The sequence below is a fragment of the Phytobacter cepae genome (genome assembly GCF_054165735.1).
In genome coordinates this window covers 4,481,121-4,502,296 of record NZ_CM135107.1, presented here as the reverse complement: position 1 = coordinate 4,502,296, position 21,176 = coordinate 4,481,121, and the positions used below count along the sequence as shown (strand labels likewise).

Genomic DNA, 21,176 nt, shown 5'->3' with positions numbered 1-21,176 from the left:
TCAGAACCCCCCGTCGTTTTGATTGTTCATGTCGCCGACAAGGATGCCATTCGCGTAAAAGCCGTCAGGATTATCAAGTGACAGGTTATAAACGATGTCGTTGTATGGCGTAACATAGACAAACCTGGCGCCTGTCCACTCGCTGACGGTCAGGTGGGTGCAATAGAGGCGATCGCCTGGCAGCAGTGATTGCGCGCGTTTGTAGCCCATTCCACTCTCTTTGCGGACGATCACCGGGTGTTCGCCCGTCGCTTTAAGGGTCATGCCATTCTCTGTTTCGATACAGATGAGATTCTCTTCCACGCCCCGCCAGATGTTTTCCACCGTGGCGGCTTTACTCTCTTTGCCGCTGAGCACCTTGTCGCCAATGCGTATGTCAGCGATGCGTTTTGTCTGACCATCAGCCATCGTCACCCGCGTATCTGCCGCTAAACAGCCCCACATAATTTTCAGCGGCAGCATCGGTTCCTGAATGCGTTCTCCGCTTCTGATGCGTTCCATCGCCTTACTGGAGAGGGTAAATTTGAGCGTCTGCGGCTTCCCGGCGGGGAGCTGGTAATCGACCTCAAAACTGAGCGTGAAGTTATAGCTCTGGGGCACTAATTGCCCGGTCTGTTTTAACAGCGTTTCCCAGTTGGTTTGCAGCTCAAATTGCAGCGTCCCTTTATCAATAATGTCACTGACAAATTTCTGTGCCGTAATGGGGGCGACACCGCCGCTGCTGATCTTTTCGAGATGGGCCATGCGGTTACGCACGGCAGTAATTTGCACACTGCGGCCTAACTGAATAACGCCCTTCGCGGGAATAGCAAGATACGGATAGTAATCACGGCTGTTGTAGTTGCAAACGTAGTCACTGTCACCGGATTGCTCTGGCGCCCGGCGAAGAGAGATAACGATGTTATTCATGTCGTGGTGATAGGTGGCAGGCAGCTTCCCGGTAATAGCATCACCAAAGACGACGGTAATCTGTTCTTTTTTCGGATAGATATGGGTGTAGAGGGGGGAAAGCTCAACGTTATTCGCAGCGAACAGCACCTCTGAAATATCAAGCTTTTTCAGCATCAGCAAATGGGTCGTACGGCCCAGGAAATCGAGAATTTTGCATTCAACGATGACCGCGACGTTATCCATTTCAACACTGCCTAAGGTGTCGGCAAGCGAAATATTATTGCGGGAGGTAAATACCGAGGCGTGAGTGGCGGCATTTAATTCAACGTCTGCATAGTGTTTCTGCGTATGCTGGTCGAGGAAGTGTGCGATAAATCGCATCTCGCATTGTTCTATATTAAATGAAGCATAAACATCGAGTTGCAGCGTATCAGCGCCTCTCTGCCAGGAAAATATGTCAATGTCGACGTAGTCATAGAAGTGAAAAGGGGCGGGCGTTTCAATTTCATTAAGCGTTAATTCCGTTTTATCCATTGAAAACAGATTATTAACAGCGTCAGTGCAGGGGCCTTCTTTGGGTTTGACTCTCAATGTATTATTAAGACAGTTTTGCAAAGTATGAATATTTATGTCCATTTCTTCCATCATGTTTTTTAATGACGACATGGCAACCACCTTGTTTTTGCGTGTGTAATATCCGCTGAATTAAATCAGCAAAAAACGTTATTATTCTGACGGGGAATAAATGAATGGTTACGGTAACAAACTAAAGGAATAATATGATGACATACATCACATTAATATTTATTTATATGGTGAATGAAATTGGTTTAATTATTCATATGCCTGAGTTCTATAACTCTCGTGAATAAATCAAACCATCGGTTGCATGACATTCACCACGGTAGCCCGGCTTAGCTCAAATCGTGCAGATCCTTTTCGAGCGGCGGCGTGAGCGACATATCAAGGAAGGTCACTTCCAGACCCTGGCGCTCCGGCGTGCAGCACATGACGCCCACCTGTACCGCCCCTTCAGGGAACGGGCAGAGGCGAAGCAGCGGCCACTGTTTGCCATCGGCGGAATATTGCAGACGTAAGGCATCCCCTTTGCGCGTCAGCCGCAGCCAGAACTCGCGGGCATTACCCTGAAAGAGGCCCGTCGCCCAGTCTGAATGAGAGAGAGTGAGCACGCTGCCGATAGCCGGCGCGCCATCATTAAATTCAATCCCCGCTTTCAGCCAGTGCTGGTCGTCCTTCACCAGCATAATGCCTGCCTGGTCGTACAGGGTGCTAAAATCTGCGCACACCTTGACCTGAAAAGTAAAATCGTCGGCGATCTCCGTGGCGTAGATATGGCCGGAAAAACGTTCGAAGCCGTACCAGGTTTTACGCCAGAAATCGGTGCGCGCGTCCGTCACCACCGAGAGTGCACCGTTTTCAGAATGCCAGTGGGCGGGTTCGTTGATCCATTTAAAAGCAGGCTGCATTGATCTTCTCCTTATCCGTTACGCTGAACGTGTTGGATAGAGTGTAGCGCACGCCCCTCCCTTGACCCCCGACAAAGTAACCTCTGCCGATCCCTCGCATAATCACCGCCGCTTATCTTTCCACGGGTGTGACCACATGGCTTACCAACTAAACCTTAACTGGCCTGAATTTTTAGAGAAATACTGGCAGAAAAAGCCGGTTGTATTGAAAAACGCGTTCGCGAACTTTGTCGATCCTATTACGCCAGATGAACTGGCGGGACTGGCGATGGAGCCGGAAGTCGACAGCCGCCTCGTCAGCCGTTTCAATGGCGAATGGCAGGCCAGTAACGGCCCGTTCGAGCATTTTGACGGGCTGGGCGAAACCGGCTGGTCACTGCTGGCGCAGGCGGTTAATCACTGGCATGTCCCCTCTGCTGAGCTGGTGAAACCGTTCCGTGCGATCCCGGAATGGCGCTTTGATGACCTGATGATCTCTTTCTCCGTGCCGGGCGGCGGGGTGGGGCCACATATTGACTGGTATGATGTATTCATCATTCAGGGGATGGGCAGCCGCCGCTGGCGCGTGGGCGATAAACTGCCGCTGAAGGAGTTCTGCCCGCATCCGGCGCTGCTGCACGTTGAGCCGTTTACGCCGATCATTGATGAGGATCTTGAACCGGGCGACATTCTCTATATCCCACCAGGATTCCCACACGACGGCATCACTCATGAAACCGCCTTTAATTACTCCATCGGCTTCCGTGGGCCCAACGGTCGTGACCTGATCAGCAGCTTTGCCGACTATGTGGTCGATAACGATCTCGGCGGCGATCACTACACCGACCCGGACCTCGTCAGCCGCGAAAACCCGGGCCGGATAGAAGATTACGAGCTGGAACGCGTGCGCGGCATGATGATCGAAATGATCAATCAGCCGGAAGCGTTCAAACAGTGGTTTGGCCGCTTTATTACCACACCACGCCACGAGCTGGACATTGCCCCGGCAGAGCCGCCGTATGAGCCGCAGGAAGTGCGGGACGCGCTAATGGACGGCGAGGTGCTGACCCGTCTCGGTGGCCTGCGCGTGCTGCAGGTCGGCGACGGCTTCTTCGTCAACAGCGATCGTTTTGAGACCGTCGCACCACAGGCCGCCGAAGCACTGTGCCGTCATCTGCTCATTGGCAAAGACGAATTGGGCGAGGCGTTAAACAACCCGACCTTCATCGCCGAGCTGACCGGGCTGGTGAACCAGGGCTACTGGTATTTCGACGAGTAAGAACAGGTGCCCGATCGATCTCTTCGGCCCTAAGAGGCGGAGACATCCCCACAAAAATGCCAGCACGGACGATCCCCTCTCCCTCACGGATAGGGGGAGCCAGGGATATCAGGTTTTACAGCGATAACACCGCGCCATGAGAACACAACAGTTAAAGCGATGATTGGGTCCGGCTGAAAATCGACGAAGCGTATCCGTAAGGCCGGGGCGACGCGCAGGGATGCGCGGCGAGGGCGACTTTACACGGATGTTTCCTTCGCCCGTCCCCGATAAGCCTGAAGGAATACGCTGAGTGGACCGCGCCAGCGGCGATTTTCCTGGCCGGGAGCCCGGGTCGCCAGGGTGGTGGCGGTGAACCACCCTGGCACGTTCACGGGTTCTGTCGCTATAGAAAAGCAAGGAACATAAGGTGAACGGAATGACCCCCAGAGCCGCATGCTTCCCCTCACCCTAGCCCTCTCCCCAGTGGGGCGAGGGGACCGCTCGTGCACGCATTTTTTTGTGAAGATACCTCGACACCGAGAGGTCAGGGTGAGAGGCACTACCGGTAAACCGGCAGCAGATTAAAACTCGACAGCACGTGAATCAGCGCATTGCCTGCCCCGAAACACAGAATCAAAATGATCATCGCCTTACCACCCCACACCCGATAGTGCGGGCTGCCAAAGCGCTGACGTGACGCACTCGCCAGCAGCGCGGGCACAATCGCCGCCCACACGGTGGCGGCCAGACCCGCAAAACCAATCGCATAGATAAAGCCATTCGGCCACACAAGCCCGCCGATCATCGGTGGCAGGAAGGTCACCAGCGCGGTCTTAAAGCGACCTTTCGGACTGTCGTCAAACTTGAACAGATCCGCCAGATAGTCAAACAGCCCCAGCGTCACGCCAAGGAACGAACTGGCGACCGCAAAGTTCGAGAACACCGTCAGCAGCAGATCCAGACCACGGCTGTTCAGCACGCCGCTGAGCGCCTGCACCAGCACGTCAATATTGCCGCCTTTCTCAGCGATATCGATAAACGCCGGGCGTGGGATATTGCCCATCGTTCCGACCAGCCAGAAGATGTAAAGGATCAGCGCCATCAGGGTGCCGAGCAGCAGACAGCGGCGAATGGTCAGCGGATCTTTGCCGTAATATTTCATCAGGCTTGGCACGTTACCGTGATAACCAAAAGAGGCCAGGCAGAAGGGCAGCGTCATGATGATATAAGGGAAGTAGCTGGGGTTCACTTCGGAGGTGTTAAACAGCACCGCAGGCTGCACGTGCCAGATCAAGCCGCCAAAGCTCATAAAGAAGGTGAGGATTTTGGCACCGAGCACAATCGTGGTCATCCGGCTGACCGCCCGAGTGCTCAACCAGACAATAAACGCGACCACTAACGCAAATAACCCCCCGCCTATGCGTGCCGGGAAGTTAATATTCATTTGCGAGAAGGTATGATGAATAACGGAACCGCTGGCGGAAATATATGCGTAAGTCAAAATATAAAGAACGAAGGCCACCGTCAGGCCATTAATGATATTCCAGCGGTTGCCAAGTAAATCTTTGGTAGTGGTATCGAAACTGGCACCAATATGATAATTCAGGTTAGCTTCCAGAATCATTAACCCTGAATGCAGCATACAAAACCAGGTGAAAACTAAGGCGAGCAGTGACCAAAAAAACCAGGAGCCAGACATTACAACCGGTAATGAAAACATGCCTGCGCCAATAATAGTACCACCAATAATCATCGCGCCGCCGACGAGCGATGGGGCTTTATTTGTTACTGATAGGGTAGCCATAATGCGTTTTCCTCGCGTGGCTTACACTTCATTCTTCAAACTGCCTCTTTGTTGGCTACGCGACGAAATCCCAGTCACATAGTTCACTATGCTCCTGGCATGTCATCGCTTGCCGCCTCGATGCAACTCGAATAATTTTGTGTTTCAGCACATCATAATTAACGCTGCGGTTAAAATGCAGCGTTAATAGATTCACATTTCATGATGATCAATATTGGAAAGACGCGCCCATTGCAGGCGCGTCAGAAGGGACGTTATTCCACCGGTTTCAGACGAGCCACAAAGTGGCGCAGCACCGGCGGTTCATAGGTAAAGGTCAGCCCTTTAATGGACGAGGCACGCTTCTTCACGGCAATCAGCGAGTCAGCGATATAGTCCATATGGTCGTTGGTGTAGACGCGGCGCGGAATGGTCAGGCGCAGCAGCTCCATCGGTGACGGTTTTTGCAGCCCGGTGGTCGGGTCACGACCCAGCAGCAGAGAGCCAATCTCCACGCTACGAATCCCCGCTTCCAGATAGAGTTCGTTGTTAAGAGCGTGCGCCGGGAACTGCTCGGCCGGAATGTGTGGCAGCAGCAGTTTCGCATCGACAAATACCGCGTGCCCCCCGGTCGGGTACTGAATCGGAATGCCGCCTTCACGCAGACGCTCGCCAAGATACTCCACCTGCGCAATACGGTAGGTGAGGTAATCTTCATTCGTGCCTTCTTCCAGACCAATAGCCATCGCTTCCATATCGCGCCCCGCCAGGCCGCCATAGGTCACGAAGCCTTCCATTGGCACGCAGCGGATGCGCACTTCGTTAAACAAGTCTTCATCGTCGCGGAAGCAGCACAGCCCGCCAATGTTCACCAGCGGATCTTTCTTCGCCGACATGGTGAGCATGTCGCCGTAGGTGTACATCTCGCGGATGATCTCTTTGATGGAGCGATCCGCGCAGCCCTCTTCACGCTGCTTGATAAACCAGGCGTTTTCACAGAAACGGGCAGAATCGATAACCACTGGAATCTTATGACTTTTCGCGATCTGGTAAACCTCACGCATGTTCGCCAGCGAAATCGGCTGGCCGCCTGAACTGTTGCAGGTCACGGTGGTGACGATGGCCGCCACGTTCTCAGCGCCATGCTCGGCAATGGTCGCTTTTAGCTGGTCGATATCAAAGTTGCCTTTCCAGTCGTACCACGAGGTGGTGTCGAACGCTTTTGGCGTCACCACGTTGATGGCCTTCGCCCCGTTCAGTTCGACGTGGGCGGCGGTGGTATCGAAGTGGAAGTTAGAGATAAATACCGGCTTTTTCGATTTGCAGCGGGCAATCAGCGACGGGAAAAGGATCTGTTCAGCGCCGCGCCCCTGGTGGGTAGGAATAGTGAACGGGTACCCGATAATCTCCTTCACTTTTGCGCATAAATTCTGGTAGTTACGTGAACCTGCGTAGGCTTCATCGCCCATCATCAGCCCCGCCCACTGGCGGTCGCTCATCGCCCCGGTGCCGGAGTCGGTCAGCAGGTCGATATAAACATCTTCGCTGTTGAGCAGGAACGGGTTATATCCGGCCTCGGCCAGCGCTTTGACACGATCGTCCCAGGTGGTCATGCGGATATTCTCAACCATCTTAATGCGGAAAGGTTCAGGGATACGTTTCATCTTTATTTCTCCAATAGCATGCCGTGCGACGTCACGATATTTCCGGCGGTATAAAGCGCGCAAAAAATATCGCTCAACGTCGTGTTGAGTTTGATTTTTTTAATGAATAACGGGCAGCGGAGAATTAACGAGGAAAGTCGTCAGTGATGCGAGGGTCGAGATTATACCAGGCGTTGAGACCGCCCTGAGCAATGAGGCGGTAAATCAATCTGTATTTCATTACATCGTCCTCAGACGTTACGGGTGTAATAAAAATAGTGTGAATTGAAATAATATCCGCGATTAACCTCACAAATAGTTTACTCACGACGATGTGGGGCATGAAAGTTTGAAGACGAACACGCTTTATGGGAAAAAGGCTTAAGCTTTCCGGCGGGCGAGGACGTAAACCACCAGCGCCGCGCCGTAGGCCATCACAATGGCAAGGGTCATTTTCCACATGGCTTCACCGCCGAGGCCTGACAGTGGGGCGGCTATACCACCAAACACAAACATCAGCATGCCAAGCAGAGCGGATGCGGTGCCTGAGCAACGCGCTTCTACACTGTTCATTGCCGCCGAGCCTGACAGTGTGCACACGCCGCTGCTGAAGGCGACGGTGAAGAACAGCCCCACCAGCGCGAGCCAGTCAGCCCCCGCCAGGGCAAAACCCAGGGTTGTGAGCGCCGTCAACAGCGCCAGGATCAGACCGCGCTTAAGTAGCGTCTCCTGAGCAACCCGATGGGCAAGGGAGGAGAAGATCAGCGCAGAGATAATCAGTCCAGTGCCGTTAATGCCGAACAGCAGGCTGAACTGCATCGGACTCATGCCGTATTCGTTCTGCAACACGTACGACGATGCGCCGATGTAAGCGAACAGTCCCGCCAGCATAAACGCCTGCACGAAACAGAATCCCAGGAATGCCCGATTTTTCAGTACCGCACGGGTCGTGATGAGCAGACTCTGCGGCGTGCTTTGCGGCTGACGCGTCTCTTTAATCAGCGTCAGGCTGAGCAGGAATAAGATGCCTCCCGCCAGCGCCATCGTCCAGAACAGCGCGCGCCAGTGGAAGGTCTGAGCGATGTAGCCGCCGAGTACGGGAGAGACAACCGGGGCGATGCCGTTGACCGTCATTAACAGGGCAAAAAAACGCGTGAGCTGGGTGCCGGAGTATTTATCCCTGGCGATAGAACGCGACAGCACCGAGCCGCCCGCCCCGGCAAAGCCCTGCATAAAGCGCCATAAAATCAGCAGATAGATATCGTTGGTGGTGGCGCAGAGCACCGAAGAGACGATAAACAGCACCAGTGACAGCAGCAGTGGCCGCTTACGGCCGAATTTGTCGCTGAGGGGGCCGAAGAACAACTGCCCGAGACCGAGGCCGATTAACGATGCGGTCAGGGAGAGCTGGGTCAGCGAGGTGGTGGTGCTCATCTGTCGGGTCATGTCAGGCAGCGCCGGCAGGTAAAGATCGGTACAGAGGGGGCCCGTTGCTGTGAGGAGCCCGAGTACCAGTACGTAAGAAATGGGTAATCTTTGCATGATGTTTCTCGTTGTTATGAGTGACGAATTTAGCGTTGGTGCAGGCTGCTTCCCCCCACCCTCAAGGGCTGAGTGATCCCCAGTAATATTATGTTTTACAGCGATAACACTGCGCCATGAGAACACAGCAGTCACCGCGATGACTGGGTCCGGCTGAAAATCGACGAAGCGTATCCGCAAGGCCGGGGCGACGCGCAGGGATGCGCGGCGAGGGCGATTTTACACGGACGTTACCTTCGCCCGTCCCCGATAAGCCTGAAGGAGAAGCTGCGTGGACCGCGTCAGCGGCGATTTTCCCGGCCGGGAGCCCGGGTCGCCAGGGTGGTGGCGGTGAACCACCCTGGCACGTTCACGGGTTCTTGCGTTATAGAAAAGCAAGGAACATAAGGTGAACGGAATGGCCATCAGAGCTGCATTTTCCCCCTCACCCTAACCCTCTCCCTCAAGGGAGAGGGGACCGCTCGTGCACGCATTTTTTGTGGGGATCCCTCAGCCCTCAAGGGAGGGGCATTATCCCACGCCACCGCCCAGCGACTGCCACAGGGTCACGCGGTTTTCCAGGTCCGTCTGTTGCAACGCAATCAGCCCCTCCTGTGCGGACCACAGCGAGCGCTGCGCGGTCAGCACCGACAGATAATCCCCGGTGCCGGCCTGGTACTGGCGCTGAGCGATATCCAGCGTTTTCTGCTCGGCAGCAACGTACTCGCGCTGGGCGTCCAGTTGCTCATCCAGCGTCTGGCGGCGGGCCAGCGCATCGGCTACGTCCTTAAAGGCGCTCTGAATGGTCTTCTCGTAGGTCGCAATCAGCCCCTTTTTCTGCTCCTCGGCATAACGCAACTGCGCCAGATTACTGCCCCCGGTAAACAGCGGCAGGGAAATAGACGGTGCAAATGACCAGACCTTCATGCCGTGGTCAAACAGCGAGGAGAGCGCGCTGCTGCCGACGCCTGCACTGGTGGTCAGCGAAATCGACGGGAAGAAGTTGGCCCGTGCTGCGCCAATATTGGCGTTCGCGCTCAGCAGATTGTGTTCCGCTTCCTGGATATCCGGGCGGCGTAGCAGCACCGAGGAGGAGACCCCGGCAGGCGTCAGCCTGATGCTGTTGCTACCGAGGCTCTCCAGCGTACCGGGCAGCAGGTTTTGCGCCACGGTGTCGCCTGCCAGCAGATTCAGTGCGTTGATATCCTGCGCTACCTGAGTCTGGTAACTGGCGACGCTGGCGCGGGCCTGCTGATACACCGCCATCGCTTCGCTGACGTCCGTTGCCGCCGCCACGCCAATCTCTTGACGGCGCTGCACAATCTTCAGCGAGTTTTGCGCGCTGGTCTGGGTTTGCCGGGCCAGCGCCAGATTGCTGTTATCTGCGGCGAGGGTCAGCCACGCGGTGGTGATCTCCCCGACCAGCGTCAGCCGGGTGTTCTGCGCGGTAAATTCACTGGCAAGCCAGGTTTCCCGCTCGGCGCGGGTCAGGCTCTGGTTACGACCAAACAGATCCAGCTCGAAGCTTGATACGGCCCCGCTGGCCTCGGCGCTTGAGGTAATGCCACCGGCGACCGTCCGGCTGCGGGTGCTGCCGAGCTCGGCATTCAGCGTCGGGAACAGTGCGGCGCGCTGCTCACCGTAAAGCGCACGGGCAGAATCGATATCCGCAATCGCCTTTTGCACATCGCGGTTCTGTTTGAGCGACAGACTCACTACCTGCTGCAGGCGGCTGTCGTTGACCACCTGCTTCCAGTCGGTTGCCACCGCCTGCGCCTGGCTGCTGCTGCCGGGCAGGGTGGCAGGAACCGGCGATGCGGGACGTTGATACGTCGGGTCGAGAGACACACAGCCCGCACTCAGGAGAGCAAGCACTAACACACTAATACGAAACATAATTACCCCTGGCGTTGGCGTTTACCGGCGAAGAGACGTTTCACCAGCACGAAGAAAAGTGGCACAAAGAAGATGGCGAGCAGCGTCGCGGACAGCGTCCCGCCGATGATGCCGGTACCGATGGCGACGCGGCTGTTGGCCCCCGCCCCGGTCGCAATTGCCAGCGGCAGTACCCCGGCGATAAACGCCAGCGAGGTCATCATGATCGGGCGCAGGCGGGTGCGGGCGGCACGCAGGGCAGCGCGGCCCAGCGAGTGGCCCTCTTGCACGGCGGCCTCGGCAAATTCAACGATCAGGATGGCGTTTTTCGACGACAGCCCGATGGTAGTCAACAGTGCCACCTGGAAGTAGACGTCGTTATTAAGGTCTCGCATCCAGGCCGCCAGCGCGGCACCGAGCAGGCCCAGCGGGATAACCAGAATCACCGACAGCGGCACCGACCAGCTCTCATAGAGCGCCGCCAGGCAGAGGAACACCACCATAATCGACAGGGCATACAGACTCATGGCCTGACCGCTGGCGAGTTTTTCCTGCAGTGACAGACCGCTCCACGCCCATGTGCTGCCGGCGGGTAGGCTATCGGCGAGGCTTTCCATTTTGCTCATTGCGGCGCCGGAGCTGAAGCCGCTGGCGTTTTCTCCCTGAATTTCATAGGCGGCGGAACCGTTGTAACGCACCAGGCTTTCCGGGCCATACTCCCAATGGGTCGTCGCAAAGGCGGAGAACGGCGTCATGCTGTCGTCGCTGCCGCGCACGTACCATTTTTTCAGATCCGACGGGGCCGCGCGGAATTCGCTGTCGCCCTGGATGTAGACCTTTTTCACACGACCTCTGTCGATAAAGTCGTTGACGTAGGTGCCGCCCCAGGCGCTGGAGAGGGTATTGCTGACCTCGCTTAGCGACAGGCCGAGCGCCACGGCTTTATTGCTGTCGATATCCACCTGCAACTGTGGCATTTGCGGCAGGTCGTTGGCACGCACGGCCTGCAACGCATCGCTTTTGCTGGCCTCACCAATCAGCTGATTACGCAGCTTAAGCAGGGCATCGCGATCGGTGCCGCCGCTTGCCAACAGCTCGAAGGTAAAGCCATTACTCTGCCCCAGCCCGTCCACCGACGGTGGCGTCATGGCAAAAATGCTGGCGTCGCGAATGCTACCGAGCTGCTGGCTTGCCCGAAGCGCAATCGCCTGCGCGGTGTTTTCATCCCCCTTACGCTCGGACCAGTTTTTCAGGGAGACGAAGGCCATTCCGGCGTTCTGCCCGCTGCCGCTGAAGCTAAAACCGGTGACGGTGAAAATCGCGTCGGTATTGGCTTTTTCTTCATTGAGGAACCAGTCGGTCACTTTGCTGGCAACCGCTTCGGTACGTGGTGCGGTCGCCCCGGCGGGCAGGGTGAACTGCACCATGATCGAACCCTGGTCTTCGGTCGGCAGGAAACTGCCGGGCAGTCGCCACATGACAAAGGCCATCGCCGCACAGAGCACCCCCCAGGTCGCCATCATCGTAAAGGCGCGACGCAATACGTGCAGAACCCGGTGTTCGTATTGTTTTTCCGTACGGTTGTAAAAGCGGTTGAACGCGCCGAAGAAGCCTTTCTTATGCGGCGTGCTGTGCCGCATCACCGTGCCACAAAGCGCAGGGGTCAGCGTCAGGGCGACCACGACGGAGAGCGTCATGGCGGAGATGATGGTGACCGAGAACTGACGGTAAATCACCCCGGTCGAACCGCCGAAGAAAGCCATTGGCAGGAACACGGCGGAGAGCACCAGCGCAATCGCCACCAGTGCGCCGGAGATTTCTCCCATTGATTTCTCGGTGGCTTCGCGGGCGGGGAGCCCTTCGTCGCGCATAATACGCTCGACGTTTTCCACCACCACGATGGCGTCATCCACCAGCAGGCCGATGGCCAGCACCATTGCAAACAGCGTCAGCGTGTTGATGGAGTAGCCAAACAGCGCCAGCACGCCAAAGGTTCCGAGCAACACCACCGGAACCGCCATCGCCGGAATCAGGGTCGCACGCACGTTTTGCAGGAACAGATACATCACGCAGACCACCAGCACGATGGCCTCAATCAGCGTTTGCACTACATCTTCAATGGAAATCTTGATGAAGTCGGTGCTGTCCTTCGGGTAAGCGATGTCATAACCCTGCGGCATGCTGTGGCGGAACTCGGCGATTTTGTCTTTCACCAGGGTGGCGGTATCCAGCGCGTTCGCACCGGGGGCCAGCATCACCGCCAGACCGGCAGCCGGGTGGCCGTTCAGCTTCGCCATCGCCGAATAGTCTTCACTGCCCATTTCTACACGGGCGACGTCACCCACACGTACCACGGCACCGTTGGTTTCGCTTTTAATGATGATATTGCGGAACTGCTCGACGGTTTGCAGGCGCGACTGAGCGCGCACCGTGGCGGTTAACTGCTGGCTGTTGGACGCGGGCAGCGCACCGATTTTACCGGCAGAGACCTGTACATTCTGCGCTTCAATCGCCGACTGCACGTCCGAGGGCATCAACGAGAACGAGGCCAGCTTGTCCGGGTCCATCCAGATGCGCATCGCGTATTCGGCACCGAACACCTGCAGGCTTCCCACGCCGCTCACGCGGGCGAGCGGGTCCTGCACGTTACTGACCAGCCAGTCGGCGATGTCAGAGCTGCTGGCGCGATCGGTGGTGTCATACAGCGCCATGATCAACAGGAAGCTGCTCTGGGATTTCACCACCGTCACGCCGGACTGCGTCACTTCGGAGGGCAGGCGGGATTCTGCCTGCTGCACTTTGTTCTGCACCTGAACCTGGGCGGTGTCCGGGTCGGTGCCCTGGGCGAAGGTCACGGTGATGCTCACCTGGCCGTCGGAGCTGCTGGTGGAGGTGAAGTAGAGCAGGTTATCAAGACCGGTAAGCTGTTGCTCAATCACCTGGGTCACGCTGTTTTCCAGGGTTTGGGCCGACGCACCGGTGTAGGTGGCGCTGATTTTGACCGACGGCGGCGCCACATCCGGGTACTGGGCGATGGGCAGCGTGCGGATAGCCAGCACGCCTGCCATCATAATCAGAATGGCGATCACCCAGGCAAAGACTGGGCGACGCACGAAGAAGCTGGAGAACATCAGGCGTTGCCTCCCGCTTTCTGCATTTCCACGGCCTTAACCTGTGTGCCCGGCGCGACTTTGTCGGTGCCTTCCACAATCAGCTTGTCACCGCTTTGCAGGCCTTTGAGCACCAGCCATTTATCCCCGTAGGTGTCGCTGGTTTCCACGCTGCGCTGCTCAACTTTGTTCTCTTTGGTGACCACGAGTGCTGTGGCGTTGCCTTTGTTGTCGCGGGTGATGCCCTGCTGCGGCGCGAGAATGGCATCATCCATCACGCCTTCATTGACGCGGGCGCGGACAAACATGCCCGGAAGCAGTTGCTGATGCGGGTTAGGGAAGACGGCGCGTAGGGTGACGGAACCGGTCGCTTCATCCACGGCGACTTCGGTGAGAGCCAGTTTGCCGGTTTCGCTGTAGGTGCTGCCATCTTCCAGCGTTAAGGTGACGCTCAGGGTACTGTCGTTACTGGCGAGTGCCTGTTTACGCAGACGCAGCAGGTCGGCGCTGGTGCGGGTCAGGTCGACATACATGGTGTCGAGGCCGCGCACGGTCGCCAGCGCGGTGGTTTGTTCGGCAGTGACCAGTGCGCCGGGAGTGACGGATGAAATGCCAATGCGTCCGGCGATCGGCGAGGTCACGGTGGTCCAGTTGAGGTTGATGCGGGCGCTTTCGCGCGCGGCCTGTTTGGCGCTGACACTGGCGCGGTCCTGTGCACAGGTGGATTTCGCATCGTCAGCATCCTGTTGCGACACGCCGTTGTCCTTCACCAGAAGCGCGTAACGGCGCGCTTTCTGACAATCGGATTCCACCAGCGATTGTGCCTGCTTCAGTGAGGCGTCGGCTTCATCGAAGGTGGCACGGTAGCTGGCAGGATCAATCTGGTAGAGCGCCTGTCCGGCTTTTACCGTGTCGCCTTCGGTAAACAGGCGCTTTTGGATGATGCCGCCGACCTGAGGGCGAACTTCAGCCGTGAGGGACGCGGCGGTGCGCCCGGTCAGGGTACTGACGATGGAAAGCGGTTGGCTCTGGAGCGTGACGACGCCGACTTCCGCAGCCGTAGGTTGTTGTGCAGGTGGTGTGGCATTGTCGCAGCCGGTTAGCGCGAATAAGGCCACAACGGTGGTTGTTATTAACTTCATTATATTTTTCCCGGCGTGTAAAAGGCCTGCCCGTTGATAAATCAAAGGCGGATGACGTTTTATTTTGGCAATAGCATGCCGCCACTTCCGCATGAGCGGAAATGATGACGGGCGGTGTTAAGCACCGCCTGTAATTTATTTAATTAAGGTTATTTTTCAGCAAACAGCATTTGCATTATGTCCTGATACATCTGGTGTAGTTGTGTCGGATCGCATTTTTGCGGCGTCAGACTGCGAAACATGGTGCCTTCCATCAGGGTTGCCATGATCTCCACGCCGCAACGTACGCGGTCATCATCAAGGTGTGGGTGCGTTTTTTTCAGATGGGCGCAGGCGGTTTCATACATTCGGGTGTCTGCTTCTTCCATCATCGCCGCGACACGGGGATTACGCGTCGCTTCGGCGGCCACTTCCAGCATCAGTGCATCGTCGTCCTGGCTCAGCGTTTGCCGCCATGCCAGCACCTGTGCCAGGTGCTGCGTCTGGGTTTTACCTTCCATCTCAGCGATGCGAGAGTCGATGATGCGGCGGATCATCTCTTCGATGATGGCGTCTTTGCTGGTGAAGTAGCGATAGATTTGCCCGACGCTGAGCTGCGCTTCAAGCGCGATTTGCGACATGCTGGCCGCATGGAAGCCGCTGGCGCGAAAGCAGTGCCGGGCGGCAGTGATGATTTCGTCCTGACGGATCTGGTGGCGTTCTTGCTGTGTGGCTTTGGGTTGCATGTCGGCTCCGGGCGAATAAGTTTTGAGAGTGATCATTCTCATTGACCGTAAGAATATATGAATTTTGCCGGAAGGGGGAATCTTTTTCTGAGGAGATAATATGGATTTACAAAAGTCCATATTGTGGAGAAATAATGAAGAGGGTTACGCGGGAATAAAGGAAATATATTTCTGGTCGTGTGAGGGACATTATTGGGGGCGGTATTAATATCCACACTTTTATTATTTATTTTCTGGAGTGGCAAATCAAAGAGAGATTCCCACAAAATAATACGAGCACGGACAGTCCCCTCTCCTCTTTGGGGAGAGGGCAAGGGTGAGGGGAAACATGCGGCTCTGTTGGTCATTCCGTTCACCTTATGTTCCTTGCTTTTCTATAACGCCAGAACCTGTGAACGTGCCAGGGTGGTTCACCGCCACCACCCTGGCGACCCGGGCTCCCGGCCAGGAAAATCGCCGCTGGCGCGGTCCACTACGCATATTCCTTCAGGCTTATCGGGGACGTGCGCAGGTAACGTCCGTGTAAAGTCGCCCTCGCCGCGCATCCCTGCGCGTCGCCCCGGCCTTACGGATACGCTTCGTCGATTTTCAGCCGGACCCAGTCATCGCGATGACGGTTTTATTCTTACTTAAGCAAAGTTATTGCTGCGAATCGTGAGGGAGCAAGGTACTGATAAACTGCACTAAACGATTCCCTCGCCCCTCGGGAGAGGGTTAGGGTGAGGGGGAAATGTAGCTTAAAGGGGCATTCCGTTCACTTTGTTCCCATTGCGCGATGTTACCGCTGTAAAACCTAACATGATTGGATCGCGCCCGCCAACGTGGCGAGGGGAACGATCGCGTTGTTTTTGGAGGTGAGAATAGTTCTCAATATTATTGCCGCGCTTTCGCGCCAATGGTAAGGTGTAACGCGCGTTACAGTGCGTTCCTGCCGGGACGCAGAACAGGATCGTCACGGTTGCCCGCTATGCAAAAAAAACACTTTTCCGTAGAAGACTTTATTGTGTTTGGCGAACGCTACGGCATCGATTATCGCTTCCCTTCGCTGCCCCTGACCCGTGATGTCAGCAAAGAAAAACACATTGTCATTCAGGGCGAGGTGGAGGAGATCGCGCTCTCTTCTGGCCTTAATCTGACCTGCTCAGACATTCGCGTACTGCAACCTTATGAAACCACATCACTGCACAGCTGCCCGCTCTATATGCTGGTGGTGCTCGAAGGTAGCGTGATGCTGCGCGTGGGCGGGCAGGAGTTTGTGGTGCGTTCCGGTATGGCGTTTACCTCCCGGCTTGGCGAGCAACAGGTGATGAACGCCAGCCATCTCGCTGACCACCATTTGCGTACGTTCTCCCTGGGCGTAGATCCGCAAAATTGCTGGCAGTCCCCGCTTCTGACGGCGCTGTTGCAACAGTGGGAAAACGGCGGCGCACCCACGTTTTTGTGGCAGGTGCCAGGCTTTTTGCTGTCAGGTTTACAGCATACTCAGCAGTCTGGCGTGCCTGGGCTGTCACGGCAGTTGATGATCGAGGGCGTGATGCTGCAACTGCTGGGCCACGGCCTTGCGCACCGTCTGGAAAACCACGTCGCCCGCCATACTTCTCCCGTCAGCGAACATCGTCGGCTGGAGACGGTGCGTCGTATGCTGGAACAGCAGCCCGAAAAAGAGTACACCCTCACCGAACTTGCCCAACTGGCGGCGATGAGCAGTAGCAGTCTGCGGGTGAAGTTCCGCCAGGCCTACGGCCATTCGGTGTTTGATTACCTGCGCGATTGCCGGCTTGAGCAGGCGCGGCGCTACCTCGCGCAGGGTTACAGCGTGCAGCAGGCGGCCTGGATGTCGGGTTATCAGCACGCGACCAACTTCTCCACGGCATTTCGCCGCCGTTACGGCATGGCCCCCAGCGATGTCCGGCAGGCCAGTTAACCCGGCACTTTATCGGGTATTTCGCCGCTTTTACCCGCCTTGTAGACCAAAGTTCCCCTGTTGTGATGCACTTTGGCATCACGCATACGCGTCCTGGCATTGCGCATAGCTATTGCCGCGTTCAAAAGGGTAATAATTCTTATTTACAATAATAACGGCTTCTGGAGATTTACATGTTCGCAAAAACGCGGCTGGCGCTGATGATAGGTTGTGTGACCGGGGGAATGAGCCTGATGGCTTACGCTGAGGAGACCTCAACCGCTTCGCCAAAAAACGACACGCTGGTAGTGACCTCGCAAATGCAGAGTGGCGCAACCAAGCTGGAAACGCCGGATATCGAAACGCCGCAGTCTGTTTCCATCGTGACGCGCCAGCAGTTTGAAGAGCAGGGCGCGACCAGCGTCCGCCAGGCCGTGACCTACACGCCGGGTGTTTATGCTAACCAGATTGGCGCATCTAACCGCTTTGATTACATTGTGATGCGTGGTTTCTCCGATGGCAGCCTGGATAACATCTATCTTGACGGCCTGAAAATGATGGGCGACACCAACTCCCACAGTTCGCTGGTGGTTGACCCCTGGTTCCTCGACAGCGTGGAAGTGGTGCGTGGCCCGGCCTCGGTGCTGTACGGTCGCTCATCTCCCGGCGGCATTGTGGCGCTGAACTCGCGCAAACCGTCTTTTGACCCAGGCGGTCAGGTCAAACTGTTTGCTGGCAACAATAACCAGCGCGGCGCCGCGTTTGATGTAACCGGCCCGGTTGATGATGATGATCGCGTTGCGGTGCGCCTGAGCGGGATGACCCGCTATGCGGACTCCCAGTTTGACCATCTTAAAGAAGAACGTTATGCGATCATGCCGAGCCTCACCTGGCGCATTACCGACAGGACGCGCCTCGATGTGATGGCCTATCTGCATCGTGATCCAGAGGGCGGCAGCCACTCCGGCCTGCCATATGAAGGCACCGTGGTCCCGCACGCGGGTAAAAAAATCTCTAACACCTTCTTTGAAGGCGAAGACGATTACGACAACTACGATCGCCGTGAAAACATGGTGGGCTACAACTTTGAGCACGCCTTTGAAAGCGGCTGGTCGGTGCGTCAGAAGCTGCGCTATCTGCAGACCAAAGTTAACCTGAATCAGGTGTATGCGGCGGGCTGGTTGAACGACACTGAGCTGAACCGCGGCTACTCCGGTTCCGATGAGAAGATGAATGCGCTGACCCTGGACAACCAGGTCGACGGCAACATCGAAACCGGGATTGTGAACCACCGTGTGCTGCTGGGCGTGGATTACCAACGTCGCAGCAACAACACCACCGGTTACTACGGCGGCTTCCCGGCGATTGATGCCTTCCATCCTGTCTACGGCGCTGACCCGGACTACATCACCATGTACAGCCGCGAGAAGCACAAGCTGGAGCAGACCGGTATCTATGTGCAGGATCAGATGTCACTCGACAACTGGCGCTTAACCCTCGGCGGTCGCCATGACCAGGTGAAAGTCACCAACGTCAACAAGCTGAACGACACCAGCGACACGCTGGACAAAGGCCACTTCAGCAGCCGTGCGGCACTGCTGTACCTGTTCGACAACGGGATTGCCCCGTATGTGAGCTACTCCACCGCCTTCACGCCGACCAGTTTTACCGATGAGTACGGCAAAATCCTCCAGCCGATGAAGGGCAAGCAGTGGGAAGCCGGACTGAAGTATGAGCCGGAAGGCATGCAGGCGATGTACAGCGCGTCCGTGTTCCGCATCAATCAGGAAAATATTGCCACCAAAGAAGAGCCGACCGACCCGTACCGCTCGATTGGTGAAATTGAGTCTGAGGGTGTGGAACTGGAAGCCGTGGGTCAATTGACGGAGAACGTCCGTCTGCAGGCGGCTTATACCTATACCGATATTCGCTACAAAAAGAGCAGCCCGGAAGAGCAGGGCAAGCGTGCCGTCTATGCACCGCGTAATCAGGCCAGCGCCTGGCTGAGCTACGATGTGAAGAGCGGTCCGCTGAACGGTCTGACCGTGGGTTCCGGCGTGCGCTATGTGAACGGCATTACTTCCGATCGTCAGAACACCCATACGCTGCCGTCTTATACGCTGATGGATATGGTGGTGGGCTACGACCTGAGCAATGTGGGTCTGAAAGGGCTGAGCGCGCAGGTTAACGTGAATAACGTGACCGATAAGAGCTATGTAGCAGCCTGTAACTCGTTGTCTTATTGCTACTTTGGCGCTGAGCGCAGCATTGTAGGTAGTGTGTCTTACTCATTCTGATGAAGATGCCCGGCGGTGTGCCGGGCATGTTTTCTCCCTCACACCTCACCCCTCCTCCATGGCAATATGCACCGCTTCCCCAACCTTTTGAATCGACTCACGGTTCTTATCGCTCAGCGGCATCGCGCAGTTAATGCGCAGGCAGTTGCGGTACTTACCGGACGCGGAAAACAGCGAGCCGGGGGCAATTTGCAGCTTCAGGCGGCATAGCTGGCGCGACACACAAAGCATATCCACCGTCTCCGGCAGTTCTATCCATAACATAAAGCCCCCCTGTGGGCGCGTAACGCAGATCTCACAAGGAAAATACTGGCGCACCCAACAGGTGTAAGTTTCCAGATGCTGCTGATAAATCTGGCGCATGCGCCTGACATGGCGGTGATAATGACCATCGCGGATAAAGGCCGCCATGGCCAGCTGCGTGGAGGGAACGTTGGTGCCGATGGCGGCATATTTCATATGCAGTACGCGGTCACGATAGCGCCCTGGAATGATCCAGCCAACCCGCAGACCCGGTGCGACTGATTTGGTAAATGAGCTGCACAGCAGCACCCGGCCATCAATGTCGAAAGATTTAATGGTGCGCGGACGAGGGTATTCCGTCGCCAGTTCGCCATAGATATCGTCTTCAAAAATCACAATATCGTGACGCTGGGCGAGGGCCAGCACCGCCTTCTTGCGCGCTTCCGGCATGATAAAACCCAGCGGGTTATTACAGTTGGGGACCAGGATCACCCCCTTGATTGGCCACTGTTCCAGCGCCATTTCCAGCGCTTCAACGCTGATCCCGGTTTCCGGATCGGTTGGGATCTCAATGGCTTTAATATCGAACCCGCGTAGCAACTGCATGGTGCCGTAAAATGACGGCGATTCGACGGCGACAATATCGCCCGGTTTACAGACCGCCAGTAGCGCCAGGGCCAGCGCGCCATGGCAACCATTGGTAATCACGATGTCGTCGGGTTCGACTGACGATCCGCTGTCGAGCATCAGACGGGAAATTTGGGTTCGCAGCTCGCGTTGCCCGGCCAGCGGGTCGTAGCTCAGCACATCGTGAACATGATGTTGCGCCAGGCGGCTCATCTCGCGCCAGAGGGGTTTTAAAGTCGGTTGGGTGACATCCGGCGACCCGCCGCCAAAGTTCACGATCTCACGATCGCTACGGGCATCCAGCAGCGTCAGCACTTCGTCCCACTGGGTCACTTCTACCGGGCGCTGCACCGGGCGCGACATGGCGGGCACGGGCGGCTGCGCTTTGCGTGGGGCAACAAAATAGCCGGAACGCGGTTGGGGGCGAATAAGCTGAAGGTTTTCCAGTACCTGATAGGCCTGTTGCACGGTGCTGATGCTCACGCCATGCTCCTGGCTGAGATTGCGCACCGAGGGAAGCTTCTCACCGTGGCGATACAACCCTTGTTCAATACGCTCGGCCAAAAGCGTCGCCAGATTCTCATAACGCGTCATGCTGTATCCCCAATACCCACCATACAGATTTCAAAACCAGTACAGAATCGCCCTGATCTTGCCTTTCAGATAACGTTTTAGCGGATCTGTATGTT

The 21,176-nt window shown here is 56.4% G+C and carries 14 protein-coding genes; 3 read left to right on the top strand and 11 right to left on the bottom strand.

Annotation, left to right across the window (positions count from 1 at the left end):
• Together ACUY4Q_RS21120 and ACUY4Q_RS21115 are read right to left on the bottom strand one after the other, a co-directional pair.
• Complete coding sequence (locus ACUY4Q_RS21120; protein WP_458044629.1) at window positions 1-1,557, bottom strand: Hint domain-containing protein; 1,557 nt, start codon at window positions 1,555-1,557, stop codon at window positions 1-3.
• 248 nt (window positions 1,558-1,805) lie between these two features.
• Window positions 1,806-2,378 carry a DUF1349 domain-containing protein gene (locus ACUY4Q_RS21115; protein ID WP_458044628.1) on the bottom strand — a complete coding sequence of 191 codons (573 nt, stop codon included), beginning with the start codon at window positions 2,376-2,378 and terminating at the stop codon, window positions 1,806-1,808.
• 136 nt (window positions 2,379-2,514) lie between these two features.
• Between ACUY4Q_RS21115 and ACUY4Q_RS21110 the strand changes: the two genes are divergently transcribed.
• Window positions 2,515-3,636 (top strand): ribosomal protein uL16 3-hydroxylase, encoded by a 1,122-nt coding sequence (locus tag ACUY4Q_RS21110; protein WP_458044627.1) that lies wholly within the window; start codon window positions 2,515-2,517, stop codon window positions 3,634-3,636.
• A 541-nt stretch (window positions 3,637-4,177) separates the two neighbouring features.
• Here ACUY4Q_RS21110 and mtr read toward each other — a convergent pair.
• The 8 genes from mtr to ACUY4Q_RS21070 all read right to left on the bottom strand — a co-directional run bounded on the left by mtr (window position 4,178) and on the right by ACUY4Q_RS21070 (window position 15,417).
• Window positions 4,178-5,422: a tryptophan permease gene (gene mtr, locus ACUY4Q_RS21105; RefSeq protein ID WP_458044626.1), complete on the bottom strand. Its 1,245-nt coding sequence runs from the start codon at window positions 5,420-5,422 to the stop codon at window positions 4,178-4,180.
• Window positions 5,423-5,676: 254 nt separating this feature from the next.
• Window positions 5,677-7,065 (bottom strand): tryptophanase, encoded by a 1,389-nt coding sequence (gene tnaA, locus ACUY4Q_RS21100; protein WP_458044625.1) that lies wholly within the window; start codon window positions 7,063-7,065, stop codon window positions 5,677-5,679.
• Window positions 7,066-7,189: 124 nt separating this feature from the next.
• Window positions 7,190-7,285: a tryptophanase leader peptide gene (gene tnaC, locus ACUY4Q_RS21095; protein ID WP_458044624.1), complete on the bottom strand. Its 96-nt coding sequence runs from the start codon at window positions 7,283-7,285 to the stop codon at window positions 7,190-7,192.
• 140 nt (window positions 7,286-7,425) lie between these two features.
• On the bottom strand, window positions 7,426-8,586 hold the full coding sequence (locus tag ACUY4Q_RS21090; protein WP_458044623.1) for a multidrug effflux MFS transporter: 1,161 nt from the start codon (window positions 8,584-8,586) through the stop codon (window positions 7,426-7,428).
• Between the two features lie 510 nt (window positions 8,587-9,096).
• Window positions 9,097-10,461, bottom strand: coding sequence for an efflux transporter outer membrane subunit (locus ACUY4Q_RS21085; protein WP_458044622.1), 1,365 nt, complete (start codon window positions 10,459-10,461; stop codon window positions 9,097-9,099).
• 2 nt (window positions 10,462-10,463) lie between these two features.
• Window positions 10,464-13,571, bottom strand: a complete 3,108-nt coding sequence (locus ACUY4Q_RS21080) for an efflux RND transporter permease subunit (RefSeq protein ID WP_458044621.1) — start codon at window positions 13,569-13,571, stop codon at window positions 10,464-10,466.
• Window positions 13,571-14,692 (bottom strand): efflux RND transporter periplasmic adaptor subunit, encoded by a 1,122-nt coding sequence (locus tag ACUY4Q_RS21075; protein WP_458044620.1) that lies wholly within the window; start codon window positions 14,690-14,692, stop codon window positions 13,571-13,573. The genes ACUY4Q_RS21080 and ACUY4Q_RS21075 overlap by 1 nt, the downstream gene beginning before the upstream one ends.
• 149 nt (window positions 14,693-14,841) lie before the next feature.
• Window positions 14,842-15,417, bottom strand: a complete 576-nt coding sequence (locus ACUY4Q_RS21070; RefSeq protein ID WP_458044619.1) for a TetR/AcrR family transcriptional regulator — start codon at window positions 15,415-15,417, stop codon at window positions 14,842-14,844.
• Window positions 15,418-16,384: 967 nt separating this feature from the next.
• Here ACUY4Q_RS21070 and ACUY4Q_RS21065 point away from each other — a divergent pair.
• Complete coding sequence (locus ACUY4Q_RS21065) at window positions 16,385-17,341, top strand: helix-turn-helix transcriptional regulator (RefSeq protein ID WP_458044618.1); 957 nt, start codon at window positions 16,385-16,387, stop codon at window positions 17,339-17,341.
• A gap of 173 nt (window positions 17,342-17,514) precedes the next feature.
• Complete coding sequence (gene foxA, locus ACUY4Q_RS21060) at window positions 17,515-19,617, top strand: ferrioxamine B receptor FoxA (RefSeq protein ID WP_458044617.1); 2,103 nt, start codon at window positions 17,515-17,517, stop codon at window positions 19,615-19,617.
• 45 nt (window positions 19,618-19,662) lie between these two features.
• Here the strand turns inward: foxA and ACUY4Q_RS21055 are convergent, their stop codons facing one another.
• Complete coding sequence (locus ACUY4Q_RS21055) at window positions 19,663-21,081, bottom strand: aminotransferase-like domain-containing protein (RefSeq protein ID WP_458044616.1); 1,419 nt, start codon at window positions 21,079-21,081, stop codon at window positions 19,663-19,665.
• Window positions 21,082-21,176 lie beyond the last annotated feature (95 nt).

Coding starts and splice junctions, on each gene's coding strand:
- ACUY4Q_RS21120 (WP_458044629.1), bottom strand. CDS start 1,557: ATGTCGTCATTAAAAAACATGATGGAAGAAATGGACATAAATATTCAT.
- ACUY4Q_RS21115 (WP_458044628.1), bottom strand. CDS start 2,378: ATGCAGCCTGCTTTTAAATGGATCAACGAACCCGCCCACTGGCATTCT.
- ACUY4Q_RS21110 (WP_458044627.1), top strand. CDS start 2,515: ATGGCTTACCAACTAAACCTTAACTGGCCTGAATTTTTAGAGAAATAC.
- mtr (WP_458044626.1), bottom strand. CDS start 5,422: ATGGCTACCCTATCAGTAACAAATAAAGCCCCATCGCTCGTCGGCGGC.
- tnaA (WP_458044625.1), bottom strand. CDS start 7,065: ATGAAACGTATCCCTGAACCTTTCCGCATTAAGATGGTTGAGAATATC.
- tnaC (WP_458044624.1), bottom strand. CDS start 7,285: ATGAAATACAGATTGATTTACCGCCTCATTGCTCAGGGCGGTCTCAAC.
- ACUY4Q_RS21090 (WP_458044623.1), bottom strand. CDS start 8,586: ATGCAAAGATTACCCATTTCTTACGTACTGGTACTCGGGCTCCTCACA.
- ACUY4Q_RS21085 (WP_458044622.1), bottom strand. CDS start 10,461: ATGTTTCGTATTAGTGTGTTAGTGCTTGCTCTCCTGAGTGCGGGCTGT.
- ACUY4Q_RS21080 (WP_458044621.1), bottom strand. CDS start 13,571: ATGTTCTCCAGCTTCTTCGTGCGTCGCCCAGTCTTTGCCTGGGTGATC.
- ACUY4Q_RS21075 (WP_458044620.1), bottom strand. CDS start 14,692: ATGAAGTTAATAACAACCACCGTTGTGGCCTTATTCGCGCTAACCGGC.
- ACUY4Q_RS21070 (WP_458044619.1), bottom strand. CDS start 15,417: ATGCAACCCAAAGCCACACAGCAAGAACGCCACCAGATCCGTCAGGAC.
- ACUY4Q_RS21065 (WP_458044618.1), top strand. CDS start 16,385: ATGCAAAAAAAACACTTTTCCGTAGAAGACTTTATTGTGTTTGGCGAA.
- foxA (WP_458044617.1), top strand. CDS start 17,515: ATGTTCGCAAAAACGCGGCTGGCGCTGATGATAGGTTGTGTGACCGGG.
- ACUY4Q_RS21055 (WP_458044616.1), bottom strand. CDS start 21,081: ATGACGCGTTATGAGAATCTGGCGACGCTTTTGGCCGAGCGTATTGAA.